Genomic DNA, 13505 nt, shown 5'->3' on the forward strand with positions numbered 1-13505 from the left:
GGCTGCCAGCGAGCTAGGCGGACGGCGCGGGGGTGACCGAATCCGTGTCGTCGGACGCTGGCGTGGTGTCGTGGAAATTCCGCAGGGTGCGCGTCCCGGCCAGCACGGCCGCGATCGCGACCACCGACAACACACCGCAGATCCAGAAGACATGCCCGCCGAGCCCCGCCCAGACCGCGGTGCCGACCACCGGGCCGATCGAGTAACCAGCCTGGTTGGCCACGGTGGCGGCGGCGATGTAACGACCACGCATGGCCGGCGGCGCGGCCAGGCCCGGATAGGCCATCATGGACGGGCTTGCGGTCACCTCACCCATCGTCCAGACGATGGTGGCCAGGACCAGCCCGACAAGCCCGAGCGGCAGGCTGTAGAAGCTGAGCCCGATCCCGGTCAGCGCCATGCCGATCGCGATGGCGGTTCGTGCCTGGAATCGCTGCATCGCCTTGGTGACCGGTATCTCCAGAATGATCACCATGAGGGCGTTGAGGGACGCGACCGCGCCGAAGACCTCGGTGGGATGGCCGATATCGTGCAGGTGCAGCGCCAGCACCGCCGGTGCCTGCACGTAGACGATGGCGTTGACCAGCAGCGCCACCAGGAAGAGCACGAAGGTGCCGTCGGCGAGGACCCGGAGGTAGCCGGTGCCCTTCCCAGCAGGTTCGGAGGTCCCGGTCGACGTGGTGACGACAGGCGGCGTCGGATGCGGGTCACGGGGGATCCCGATCAGGATGAACAAGCCGAATATCGCGGACGAGCCAGCCTCCACCCAGAAGAGCAGGTCCCACGAGTAGCGGGACAGGAGCGCACCGAGCACCGGAGCGGCGAACATCCCGGCGTTGAACGAGAGCCGCCATACCGCCGTCACCATGACCAGCCGCTCCGGTGGGGTCAGCTCGGTGAGCATCGCCTGGGCCGGCGGACGCCAGATGCCGCCAACCGACGCGGCCACCAGCGAGGTCACCACGACCAGCCACGGATTGCGCTGGTTGGCGGCGGCGACCAGCCCCACGATGAACACCGCGGTGGCCATCATCGACACCACCATCGTGATCCGATAGCCGAGCCGGTCGGCGATGGAGCCACCGACGAACGCCCCGACGATCCGCCCCACTCCCCACGCACCGAGGGCGAGCCCGGCGTAGTACGGCGAGAGTCCCTTCTGGGTGAGGTACAACGTCAGATACAGCATCAGGAAACTACCGAGAGTATTGACGAATGTGCCGACCAAAAGGACCCATACCGGAGCGGTGATGCTCCGGACTGTACTGATGACCGTCGGTGGCGCAGCCGGTTTCATGGATTCCCCTCCACTGTCGACAGCGGCCTCCGTCGGAGCCCCGTTGCCCGCGATGTTCATACCGACAGATTCGATCTCGTTCTGTATTGTGGGTGCGCCCCGACTCCGTGGCTACCCCGCACATTCCCCGATCAGAAACGTTGGGGGCCGCACCACATGAATCACGTGACCAAGGCATATCTGAACGCGTGTGCCGACCCGGAGAGTCCACTGCGGACGGCCGGCTCGGAGCTCGACTTGGAGCCCACCTTCGCCCGGGTGTACGGCCAGCGACAGCTGTCCCGTCCGCTGTTCGTCGCGGAGGGCGAGCTGCGACAGGTCGCCGCTGACGTACAGGCCCTGCACGAACTGCTGTTCTCGCTCCCTGACCGGCTCTACGGTGGCGACGTGGCCCGGCTCTGCGTGGATCTCGGCATGAGCCAACGGGCGACTGCCCTGGCCTGTGCCGCGGCAGCGCAGGGCCGAACTCCGCTCTACGGCCGTCCGGACCTCTACCACGACGGTGAGTCGTTCAAGCTGCTGGAGCTGAACACCGGCAGCGAACTGGGCGGCGTCGACTGGGCTGCGGTGAACCAGGGTTACCTGAAGCTGTCGGAATTCCGCGCCTTCGCCCGGGAGCAGGATCTAAGCTACGTCGACACCGGCGAGGAGATCGCCCGATATCTGCGCAGGTTGGCGGCTCCGGTGACCGGCGGTGCCGACCCGGTCGTCGCCCTGGTCGACATTTCCACCAACATGGCGACCTACCTCGACAACTACGTGTCGTTCGTCGAGCACATGGCCCCGCACGGCATCGACATCAGGATCTGCCACATCAGTGAGCTCGGTTCCCAGGACGGCAAACTGACCGTGGACGGCACTCCGGTCGATGTCGCGATGCGCTACTTCACGCTGGAGGAGATCTGCGCCGACCCACGGGCCGAGGAGTGGCTGGCTCCGGTGCTGCGGGCGCACCAGGCCGGGCGGACGATCTTCTTCGCCTCGCTGGACTACGGCATCTACGCCAACAAGGGCATCCTGGCGCTGGTGTCCGAACTGCGGCAACAGGGCGGGCTCTCCCCCGACGAGGCGGCGATGGTCGACCGGATCCTGCCCTGGACCCGCCGGGTCACGCCGGCGATCTGGGAGCACTGCCGGGACAACCGGGAGCGGCTGGTGCTCAAGCCCGCAGTCGGGGCCAGCGGCGCCGGGGTGACGATCGGCTGGGATGTCACCCCGGACGAGTGGGCCGCCGCCTTCGAGAAGGCGTCGACGACTCCGTACATCGTCCAGGAGCGGGTGGCACCAGCGCCGGAACCCGTGCCGGACGGCGATACGCTCGTCGACTGGCTGCCCGCCTGGGGTGTGTTCGTCTTCGAGCAGGGCTACGCGGGCAATTTCATCAGAGCCCTTCCCGCCGATGCCGGCACCGTGATCAACGAAGCCACCGGCTCGGCCTTCACCTGCGTCTTCTCATATCCAGGAGAGTAAGGAACCCATGACGAAACGGATCGTCGCCCTGGCCGAACCCTTCTCCTCCGCGAGCCTGATCCCACCGATGTTGCGGGAGGCCGGCTTCGCCCCGGTGGCCCTGCTCGACTCGACCCTGCCCGGTATCGGGGTGCTCACCGCCTTCGACTCCGACCGGTACGACGCCGTCATCGACCACCGGGGCGATGTCGACGTGGCCATCGAGCGGCTCCGGACGTTGGGCGAGACGGTGGCGGTCATCCCGGGAACGGACCGGGTGGAGGGGCTGTGTGGTCGGATCGCCCAGGTGCTGACCCCGCACCAGGTCAACGTGCCGGAACTCGCAGCGGCCCGGCGCAACAAGTACCTGTCACACCAGGCGGTGGCCGCGGCTGGCCTGCCCGTCCTGCGACAGATCTGCACGGCGGATGCCGACGAGGTCGAGCAGTGGATCGAGCGGGAGGGTCTGACCGGGCGTGACCTGGTGGTCAAGCCGGCCACCAGCGCCGGTACAGACGGTGTCGGCTTCGCCCAGGGCGGCAAGGGCTGGCGGGAACTCCACGCCGAACTGCTGGGCACGACCAACCGGTACGGCGCGATCAACGAGCAGGTACTGGTCCAGGAGTACGTCACCGGCACGGAGTTCGCCATCGACACGGTGAGCTTCGACGGGCACCACTCGGTGACCGACCTGGGGTGCTATCTCAAGGTGCACAACGAGCGGGGAATGGCCATCTACGACAACGTGGAGTGGCTGCCGTACGACACGGACGCGTATGGCGAGGTGCTGGACTACACCCTCGGTGCGCTCGACGCGGTTGGCTTCCGCTATTGGGCCGCGCACACGGAGGTCATGCTCACCGAGGACGGCCCCCGACTGATCGAGATCAACCCACGGCCGGCGGGTGCGATGAAGCCACTGGTCTCCGAGATCGCTGCGGGCAGCAGCCAGTTGAGCCGGATCATCGATATCTGCACCGGTCGAGGTGCCAGCCTCCCGGACGGCTTCGATTTGCGGCAGCCGGTCATGGCGCTCTTCCTGATCGCCAACGCGTCGGGTGTGGTCAAGAACGCCGAGATCTTCGACAAGGCCCGTTCACTGCCGAGCTATCACTCCCCCGTCTTCCTGGTGAAGACCGGCGACCGGGTCGAGGCCACCACCGACCTGGTCTCCAGCATGTCGATGGGCTACATCATCCTCGCCCACGAGAGCCGGGAGCAGGTGTACGCCGACCGCGAGGCGATCCGCGAACTCGAACGGGAACTGGTCATCGAGCCGGAGTAACGGCTGTTTCGGCGGTGGTGGTCCACGAAGGCAACGCACTTCGTGGACCACCACCGCCGGAGCGGCTGGCCTCAGTCGGCCGGGCCGTTCCGGCTCACCTCGCGCACCGTGTAGTTGACCTGGCCGGACGCCGCCTTCAGCCCGTGTAACCGACCTCTGGGCACCAGCAGCACGTCACCGGGGCCGAGCCGGTGCGGGCGTTCGGTGGCCCAGGCGTAGACGTCGACCTCGCCGTCGGCCACCGCGATCAGTCGGTCGGTGTCGTACACCCGGGTGGTGAACGGGTCGTCCGGGGCCCGGCTGACCGCCGTGCCCTCGTCGACGGCGCTGGTCGCCAGCACCGCCCCCAGCCGGGTGTGCTCGTCCAGCGAGTCGGCCCAACGGATCTGGGCGAGGAAGTCCTCGTCGCCCAGCCGCATCAGCACCTTGGTCTCCTCGACACCCCGGACCAGTTCCGGGATCACCACCTCACCGTGGGTCCGGGCCAGGCCCAGCAGCAGATTCTCGTACGCCATCCGGCCGTGATGGATGTCGATGTGGGCATGCTCGTCGCAGTACTTCGTGTCGACCCGGTCGCCGAAGACCACGCGCAGCATGGTGCCGGTGTCGGCGAAGCCCTGGGCGAACAGCCACTCCAGATAGGTGACCGCGGACATGTAGCGGAACACGCCCCGGCGGTCCTCGGCCAGGTAGTTGAAGTAGTTGTTCCCGACCAGCGACCCGCTCAGATAGAAGTGCCAGTAGGCGTGCACGTCGGTGTGCATGCCGACGCTGGCCAGCATCTTCTTGAAGATCGTGCTGTGTTTGGCCTCGTAGACGCCGTAACCGAACTCGTCCAGGAAGATCTTGAAGAGTTCGGACTGCGCGACGCCGTACGAGCCGGGCAGGTTGCGGGCCATCGCGGACGCCTCGATCAGCGCATCCGGGGCAAGCTGGATGAGGTGCAGCGCGGCGGCCTCCTCGGCGTGCCGACACTCGGTGATGGCCCGCATCGTGCCGCGCACCGGAGCGGTGGTGTTCACCGCCGGGTTGTTGCCGGTCTGGTCGGCCGGTGACCCGACCGCGTTCACCTCGGCCAGGAAGTACGCCTCAAGCTCGTCGAGGGTGCGCACCGCAGGCTTCGGGGTAGAGGTTTCCAGGAACGAGAACACGAACCGTTCGAGCCGTGGTCGTACGACGTCGCGCTGCCGGCGTACCTCGTCGTCGTAGAACAGCTCGAAGTCGGGCAGGACCGGACCGACCCCCTCGGGCGGCAGGAACACCATGCCGCTCTCGTACGCGTTGGTCAGCATCCGACCCGCGACCAGTTGCCGGTGGTCGAGGAACTGGTCCTCGGTGAGTGGAACGGTGAAGTCGACGTTGTCGAGATCGCCGAATCCGACCGGCCGCTGGTACGGGTTTCCCCGCAGGTAGATCTCGGGCCCCGCCTGGAAGATCCGGTGTGCGCAGTACGCGGACACCGCGTCGGTCAGCTCAGTGCTGGGCATGGTCATCCCCGTCCCCGTCTCGGTCCTGTCTGTTTCCGGCGATGTCGAAGTGGATGTGCAGGCCGTCGTGTCGGATGCCGAGGGTCAGCGGCATCCCCGCACGCAGCGGGATCGGCTCGCCCAGTCCCTGTATCGCCTGCTTCCAGTGCGTCGTCGGATGTTCCGGCGAGTTCGTCACGGTGATCCCCGGCACGAGCTCCAACTCGAACCAGAAGACGATGGCGTGGCAGACACCGGTCGCGCTGGGCGTAACCGTGAGCTCGACGCGTCGACCGGTCGGGCCATCCCGGTAGAAGTCGAAGTCGAACACCTCGAACGGCGCTGACAGGTTCCGGTGCTCGTGCCGGCTCAACCGCGAGTCGAAGTACTCCAGGGAGGAGAGCCGGTTGAACTCGGACAGGTCGAATCCGTACAGCTCGCCGACATGGTTCTTGCGGTGCAGCGCGGTGCTCTCCACCAGTTGCGCGAACACCTTCGCCCGGCCTGGCACGATCACCGCGTCGTCGGTGAGCAGGTATTCCCGGGCGTGCGCGATCGTGGCGAGGATCCCTTCGCCCAGCAGGCCACAGTCGAACGTCTCGGTGACCAGGACGTCCGCGCGTCGGGGCAGGTCGATCGGCACCTGGATGTCGGTGGACATCTTGGGCACCACCCTGACCGTCCTGCCGTAGCCGGCCTGCTCGACGATCCGCTCGGCCACCTCGGCCACCAGCGGCTGTGCCTCACAGGCGACCACCTGACCGGCACCTGCCCGGGCGGACATGAGGGCCAACACACCAGACCCGGTGCCAACGTCCAGCACCAGCGTGTCCGGGGAGACGACCTCGGTGATCGCCTTCTCGTAACGCTCGGCCCGCTCCTGGTCGTGCATCATCTCGAAGTGCCACCGCGGCACGTACCGTCGGATCGACCGGTTGTATCCGGTGATCGCATGCCAGTTGTGCTGATCCGAGGCGAGCGCCGCCTGGTAGGCGCGCGCCGCCTGTGCGTACTGCGCCGTCTGGTAAAGAGCGTCGCCCTCGGTCAGGTGGATTGTCACCTGGTCTCCGTCGGGCAGGTCGCGACCGACCGGCTCGACATCGGTCAGCCGGGCTCCGTTTACACCGCTGTTCATCGTCCCCGCATCGTCGAAGGGTCACCGGTCAATGTGGCTGTGCTGAACCTGTGGAGCTGTTGCAGTCGGTTGGGTCGGTTTCCGCGTCGGCGTCCGGTGGGAGGTTCGCCAGAATGCGGCGCCGGATGACGGACACCGGGGCGTCCTGGCTCGTGCCCGGCAGGACCACGGTGGCCTCGTCGCCACTGCGCACCATCGGCAGTGCCGTACGGCAGAGCGCCGCAACCCCGATCTTCGTGCCGTGCCACGGACAGCTCAGCCGCCGGCCGTCGGGGGTCCGTCGAGCCAGGCTCAGTGGACCACCCCGATGCGGGCAGCGGTCGTGCACCATCCGCCATCGCGTCTCGGTCTGGAACAGAAAGTAGCGCTCGTGACCGACCAGCACGGTGTTGTGCCGTCGAAGATCGATCACCACGATGTTGCTGATCGTTCCACCTCCTACGAAAAGGACCTGCCCCGGCCGGCTGGGCATGGCTGAGGGCCGATATCGACCCTGGCGGACGCCTTACTGGTCGGCTATCGGGCGAACCTCGTAGGTGCAGGTCGGTGAGACGGCCTGGAGGCCGTACAGCCGACCGGACGGAATGAGCACGGCATCGCCCCGGGTCATCCGGTCCGGCTCGCCGGTGGCGGTGGTGACCAGGTCAAGCTCGCCGTCCGCGACCACGAGAGCGGTTGTCCGGTCATGGCTGCGGGTGCCGAACGGGCTGCCCGCCGCGAGATCGATCCGGCGGCCCTCGTCGCTTTCCGCCGCTGCTTTCAGCCCCAGTTCCCGGTGGTACCCGATGGTGTCGGCCCACCCGATCTGCGCGGCGGTGTCCTCGTCGAACCAGCTGCCCAGCAGCCTGGCCTCGGCGATGCCCCGGGCCAGCTCGGGGATGACGCCCGGGCCGTGCCGCTTCGCCAGTGCCAACAGCACCTCGTCCCGGGTGATCCGTCCGTGGTGCTGGTCGATGTGCGCGTGCTCGTCGGCGTAGTGCAGGTCGACGTCGTCGCCGAAGACCTCACGGTAGGTCGCGATCATTTTGACGAAACTCGGTGCGAAGACCCGCTCGGCGTAGGTGACCGCCCCGACGTACCGGAAGAACTTCGCATGGTCGCGGGACACGTAGTAGTAGTAGTTGTTGGTCGCCAGCGGCGCAGCCAGGTAGAAGTTCCAGTACGCGTGCACGTGGCTGGCCATGGACCGGCTCCGCAGCAGCTTCGCGAAGATCGTCGTGTGCTTGGCGTCATGGACACCGTAGCCGAACTCGTCGATGAAGATCTTGAACAGCGCCGACTGTTCGGGCCCGTAGGCACCGCCGAGGTTCTTCGACATCGCGGAGGCCTCGGTCAGCCCGTCGAGCGCGAGTTGGACGAGATAGGTGTCGGCGGCCACGGTGGGGCGGCGGGCGGCGGTGATAGCCGTCAGGGCTGGCGACTCCCCCGCGTCCGCCTCGGCCACCGCGTGCTGGAAGTAGGCGTCGAGCGCTTCGACGGTCCAGGCCCCGGTCACGTCCACCTCGTCGTCGAGGAACCCGAAGGCGAAGTCCTCCAGATCCGACAGGGAAGACTCCCGGAGGCGACGCAGATCTGTGCCGTAGAACAGGTCGAAATCGGTACGCAGGTCCTGTAGCCCCTGCTCCGGTAGGAGGATCGTCTCCGCCTCGTAGAACGTGCCCAGCACCCGGTGCGCGGCCAACGACCGGTGACTGGTCAGCTCAGTCGCCCCCAGCGACGCCGAGAAGTCCACTTCGGACATCGCGTCGGGCATCAGCATCCGGCGGTACGGGTTCGCGCCGTGCAGGATGTGCGGCTCACCCGTGGACAACCGGCTCCGAGCGTACGAGAGAATGCGCTCCGATAAGCCTAACTGCACTCCGTCCTCCCCCGACTACAGTGAGTTTGCCTTGAACAAAAAAGCACGATTTGGTCGACCACCCCGAGACGACGACACGCAGACAAAGGAACGGAGCGGCAGCGCGACCACAGTGGAGTCTATCTGTCTTTGGCCACCGAATCCCATGCCATCACGCCCCAGATCCCCACCGCCGAACCAAAACCTCAGACAACCGCGAGTAACGAGACCCAGCCACCCACATCACTGGCAATCGGAGCTTTTCCGAGAAATCTACCCACCAAGCAAAATACGTTCCGAACCAATTTGCTCACCCATTGTGATTCACTTGCGTCGAAGTGGCGATTGACGTCGAGGACTCCCACCCACCTCAGGTGGGCGACATCGCCCACGTCAGCCCTCCACTGATGTCGTATCCCCCACCTCAGCGGACAGACCGATCAGACCCGCGCAGCAGCAGATCGGCCACCAGATCGGGATCGTCGTAGGTCGGGATGTGCCCCACGCCCGGCAACGACACCAGTCGGGCGGCCGGAATCTCCCGCATCGCACGACGTCCCTGCCAGGGCGGCAACAGCCGGTCCCGCCGCCCCCAGCCAACCGTCACCGGCACCCGGATATCCGCGCCGCCCGCGAACCGGTTGCCGGTGATGGCGGCGAGGTCCGCCTCGAAGTACGGCGATTCGGCGAAGGCCTGGGTTATCGCCGCCGCCTCGTCCGTCGACAGCCGCCACGGGCGTCCCATGCACTGGGCGAACAACACCGACCGGCACAGGACGCTGGCGAAGACCCGCGCCGCCCGGGGGGCCAGCAGCCGCGCCATCCGCACCGAGACCTGTAGGGAGATCCGCGTGAACACCGCTTCGACGGCGTTGTAGAAACCGGCCGGGGAGAGCACCGTGACCGTACGGGCCCGGCCCCGGCTGGCGAGTTCGAGCGCGATCCAGCCGCCCATCGAGTTCCCGGCTACGTGCACCGTCTCCAGTCGCAAACTGTCGAGAAGGCCCTCAAGCCCGTCCGCCAACGCCGGCGCGCCAGCGCCTTGCACGGTACGCGCCGAGGCCCCGTAACCCGGCAGGTCGACCAGGATCACGTCGCGGCACGTCACAAGCCGGCGGAGGACCGGCGCCCAGATCTGCCAACTGCCGCCGATCCCGTGGATCAGCACAAGGGGCTCGCCGGCACCCTGACGATGATAGTTGAGGATTTCGGGTCCTCCCGTCCACCAGTAAGGCCTTTATCCGACTAGCTACGACATGAAGCATTTCCCACCTCGCGACAACTGATCATCCAACCGAATGGACCGACCGATTGTTCCGGCCCGAGTCAGTTGTTCCGGACCGAGTCAGTTGTTCCGGAGTCAGATACTGCCGGCCGTCCACAATGTCCGACCATCCGTACGTCCATGCTAACGATAGCGATCCATTGACAGTCTCCGCGCCGCCGTGCTCGAATTCGTTCGCGACCCCAGTGTGTCGGCAAACGACGAACGTCACCGATCAGAAACCGTCGTCGCAACCGAGATAAGACGCGGGAAACAAATACCGAGCAGTAGCAAAGTGGCCCTGTCGATGTCCGCTGTCGCAGGTGACCACGCGAGCAACGACAAGGAGGGACGGTGCGACGCCGGCCTTCGCTCTTGACCATCGTCGGGATACCAGCCTCGTTGCTGGGTCTGGTCGGCAATCTCGCCACCGGTGACATCGAGCTCCCGGCCCGATGGAAGCCGTGGATCTGGCTCGCCGTCGGCACGTTGCTGATCGCGGTGACGGCCATCGAGGGGCGAAAGGCCCTCGCCGGTGAGGAAAGCCGGGCGGTGGGCCGTGGGATGGCCGTGGCGGACGCGGCCGAACAGTTGGCCGAGGCGGTCGGGGTGCTGTGGCGCCGCGAGGAGGAGCAACGCCGGATCCACGATCCCTTTCCCCTCGCGGTCCGGTGGCGGCTCGCCGACGAGGGGCTGATGGACCACTGGGCCAACATCCGCCGCGCCCCGGCCGGCACCGAGTCCGGCCCGATCCCGCTGGCCGGCCGACTGGGCCAGATCGTGGCGGAATTCCACCGGATCCCCTCCCGCCGGCTGGTCGTCCTGGGTGCCGCCGGCTCCGGCAAGACCATCCTGACCCTCCGCTTCGTCCTCGACCTGCTCGCCAGCCGGCAGACGACCGATCCGGTACCGGTGGTCTTCACGTTGGGCTCCTGGGACCCCGGCAGCATGACGTTCACCAGCTGGCTGACCCACCAGCTCATCCGGGACCACCCCGGGCTCGCGGCACCGGCCGACGCGGACGGGATACCGGGCAATCGAGCATCGAGTCTGGCCGCCGCGCTGGTGGCGGCGAACCGGATCCTGCCCGTTCTGGACGGCTTCGACGAGATCTCCGATGGGCTACACCAACCAGCACTCGCCGCACTCAACGCCACGACCAGCCCACTGCTGATGACCAGCCGACCCGAGGAGTACGCGGCGGCGACCACCGCCAGCGGCGCGCTCCGATCCGCCGCCGCCGTCGTACTGGACGAGTTGACCGTGACCGACCTGGCCGACTACCTACCTCGGACCACCCGCCGAACCTCCGGCGGCACCGGGCACACCACCGCCTGGGAGCCGGTCTTCCAGTGGCTCGACCGCCACCCCACCGACCCGCACACCGACGCGCTCGCCTCGGCGCTGTCCACCCCGTTGATGGTTGCGCTGGCCCGCACGATCTACAGCGACACGCCCGGCCACGACCCGGTCGTACTACTCGACAGCTCCCGGTTTCCGACCGCCGAGTCGCTCCGGACCCATCTCTTCATCGCCTTCGTACCCGCTGTCTACCAGCGTCGGGAAGCGGAGCGGAACTCCTCGGCACACCGCTACCAGGACTGGGACCTCGACCAGGTCCGGCGCTGGTTGACCTACCTCGCCCATCACCTCGACCGCCTCGACACCCGCGATCTGGCCTGGTGGCACCTTGGCAGCACGCTCAGCCGGTCAGCCCGGATCCTCGCCTACGGGCTGCTCGGCGGTGCCGTCTTCGCCACCGTCGCCGGCATCGTCGCCGGGACGGCGTTCGCAGTCCTCTTCGGGCTGATCGGTGGGCCCGCCTTCGGCCTGGCGGTCGAAGGTCCGAGACCAGCACGTACACGGGCACGTAGCCTGCTCCGCGACGGGTTGCGCGGACTCGCGTACGGGCTGGTCACCGCGATCGGCTTCGGCGTTGCCGGCGGGCTCGTGATCAGCCCCACCTATGGTTTCGCCGCGGGGCCGGTGTTCCTGGTGGTGTTCGGGCTGGCCTACGGGCTCGTGACCGGCGCACCGGCTCCCTCCGCCAACCAGGTCCGGGTACGCAGCTCCGAACGTAACGTGCTGCGTGGTGTCCTGTTCGGCCTCGCCCACGGCCTGGCGGTCGGGGTTCTCGGCGGGCTCACCGTCGGGCTCACCCTGGGGCTTGCCACTGGCCTTTCGGTCGGCCTCGCGGTGGGCCTCGCTCTCGGCCTGTCGGGCGAGCATGCCGAGCCGTCCCGCACCCAGCTACGTCTCCGTGGTCGACTACGCGAGGTCTTCCGCGGACTCGTATTGTGGCTGGCCATCGGACTTGCCGTCGGAATCGTGGTGCGGTTCGTGCTCGGTCTGCTGTTCGCGCTCGCCTTCGGCCGAGCGGCGGGTCTGTCGGCAGGGCTCCTCGTCGGTATCGCGGTCGGGCTCGCGATCGTGCTCGTCTTCGGATTCGGCGAATTCACCGCACCCATCGACGTCCGGACGATGGTCAACCCGATCAAGCTACTCGCCTCGGATCGACGGAACACCATTTTGCAGCTGCTGTTGTTCGGCTCGGTCTTCGCCCTCACGATCGGATATCTGGGTGGCCTGACGGTCGGTTTGCTGGGCGGTCTGTTGGGTGGCCTCCTCGGGGCACTACTCGGAAACGCCTGGGGCCGTTGGCTGATCCTCGCCCGGTTCTGGCTTCCCCTGACCGGACGACTGCCGTGGCGCACCATCACCTTTCTCAACGACGCCTACCACCGGGGCGTGCTACGCCAGTCCGGTGCCGTCTACCAGTTCCGGCACGGGCAGATCCAACACCACCTAACTATTGACGCAGACCAATTGAACATTCCTGGTCAACTTCGATCCGGGCACACTCAGGCGGCCCGAGCGGCCCGAGCGGCCCGAGCGGTACGCAGCCGAGCAGTCCGGTCGGACTGAGGCGCCATACCGGCCGCCAATCTGGCCCACCGGCTGGTCGCGGTCAACCGGTGCCGCGTCTGACCGGCACGCTGCGCCGCGGCGTACGCCTCATCTCGCAGGCTGCGCGCGGACGCCGCAGCGATGTCAGCCGCCCGCCACACGGCCCGTTCCCGCTCCGCCGCCGTCTGCTGCCGGAGAAGCAGCCTGGCGCGTACCGCCCGATGCAGCATCACCTCCTGCTCCACCGGGTGCCGCCGCGGATCCCAGCCGTGCCGGTGGGCCAGCACGTCACCGAGTTCCACCACCGACAGCTCCTCTCGCCAGAAGGCGGCGGTGGCGGCCCGGTGCAGATACCGCTCCCGATCGGCGTACTCGGCCGGGGTTCGCGGGGTACGCGGCACGGGCAGCGCCGCAGCGGCCCCCACCCGTCGCAGCGCGACGTCCGCCGCATCGAAGGCCCGCCAGGCCGCCTCGGCCTCCTCCTGAGCGGTCAGCCACTCCGCCCGACGACGCTTGGCCGTGGCTGTCGCCCGTTCCGCCGCCACCGCCACCTCCTCCGCATAGCGGCTCGCCTCCTGCGTCTCGGCCACCAACTGGGCATGCCGGCCGGCCGCCGCACGGACCCGCATCCGGTCGCCGGCCCGGTCCCGACTCGGCCGGGCGACCAGACCGGCCGTCGCGAGCATCGCGAGCAGCATCAGGGCCAGCCAGATCAGCGCTGCCCGGGGCACCTCAAGCAGGAAGTTGTACAGAACGGTTTGCATCTCCATGACCTCGCAGGTGAACGATGTGACTGGAATCCGGTCGAGCCGCACGGCGTGCCGCCAACCCGACCACGTCCGGCGCTTCCTCGACCGGCCCATAC

Annotated in this window: 10 protein-coding genes; 3 read left to right on the forward strand and 7 right to left on the reverse strand. The window is 67.6% G+C overall.

From position 1 onward, the window contains the following. Positions 1-13: 13 nt before the first annotated feature. On the reverse strand, positions 14-1357 hold the full coding sequence (locus tag FHR38_RS03025; RefSeq protein ID WP_312881758.1) for an MFS transporter: 1344 nt from the start codon (positions 1355-1357) through the stop codon (positions 14-16). 105 nt (positions 1358-1462) lie between these two features. On the opposite strand from FHR38_RS03025, the gene FHR38_RS03030 reads away from it, so the two are divergent. Together FHR38_RS03030 and FHR38_RS03035 are read left to right on the forward strand one after the other, a co-directional pair. Further along, positions 1463-2767: a glutathionylspermidine synthase family protein gene (locus FHR38_RS03030; protein WP_184532576.1), complete on the forward strand. Its 1305-nt coding sequence runs from the start codon at positions 1463-1465 to the stop codon at positions 2765-2767. Between the two features lie 7 nt (positions 2768-2774). Continuing rightward, positions 2775-4031, forward strand: a complete 1257-nt coding sequence (locus FHR38_RS03035) for an ATP-grasp domain-containing protein (protein WP_184532578.1) — start codon at positions 2775-2777, stop codon at positions 4029-4031. Positions 4032-4102: 71 nt separating this feature from the next. Here the strand turns inward: FHR38_RS03035 and FHR38_RS03040 are convergent, their stop codons facing one another. From FHR38_RS03040 to FHR38_RS03060, 5 genes are all read right to left on the reverse strand, one after another. Continuing rightward, positions 4103-5518, reverse strand: coding sequence for an iron-containing redox enzyme family protein (locus FHR38_RS03040; protein WP_184532580.1), 1416 nt, complete (start codon positions 5516-5518; stop codon positions 4103-4105). After that, positions 5505-6632, reverse strand: coding sequence for a class I SAM-dependent methyltransferase (locus FHR38_RS03045; RefSeq protein WP_184532581.1), 1128 nt, complete (start codon positions 6630-6632; stop codon positions 5505-5507). Before FHR38_RS03045 ends, FHR38_RS03040 begins: the two co-directional genes overlap by 14 nt. 28 nt (positions 6633-6660) lie before the next feature. Further along, positions 6661-7044 carry a Rieske (2Fe-2S) protein gene (locus FHR38_RS03050; RefSeq protein ID WP_221448895.1) on the reverse strand — a complete coding sequence of 128 codons (384 nt, stop codon included), beginning with the start codon at positions 7042-7044 and terminating at the stop codon, positions 6661-6663. Positions 7045-7137: 93 nt separating this feature from the next. Continuing rightward, positions 7138-8442: an iron-containing redox enzyme family protein gene (locus tag FHR38_RS03055; protein WP_184532583.1), complete on the reverse strand. Its 1305-nt coding sequence runs from the start codon at positions 8440-8442 to the stop codon at positions 7138-7140. 451 nt (positions 8443-8893) lie between these two features. Further along, positions 8894-9637 (reverse strand): alpha/beta fold hydrolase, encoded by a 744-nt coding sequence (locus tag FHR38_RS03060; protein WP_184532584.1) that lies wholly within the window; start codon positions 9635-9637, stop codon positions 8894-8896. Positions 9638-10087: 450 nt separating this feature from the next. On the opposite strand from FHR38_RS03060, the gene FHR38_RS03065 reads away from it, so the two are divergent. Further along, a complete protein-coding gene (locus FHR38_RS03065; protein WP_184532585.1) occupies positions 10088-12658 on the forward strand; it encodes an NACHT domain-containing protein in 2571 nt (856 codons plus the stop codon). Here the strand turns inward: FHR38_RS03065 and FHR38_RS03070 are convergent. After that, positions 12595-13404 carry a hypothetical protein gene (locus FHR38_RS03070; protein ID WP_184532586.1) on the reverse strand — a complete coding sequence of 270 codons (810 nt, stop codon included), beginning with the start codon at positions 13402-13404 and terminating at the stop codon, positions 12595-12597. The genes FHR38_RS03065 and FHR38_RS03070 overlap by 64 nt on opposite strands. Positions 13405-13505 lie beyond the last annotated feature (101 nt).

Source organism: Micromonospora polyrhachis (assembly GCF_014203835.1).
GTDB classification, from domain to species: domain Bacteria; phylum Actinomycetota; class Actinomycetes; order Mycobacteriales; family Micromonosporaceae; genus Micromonospora_H; species Micromonospora_H polyrhachis.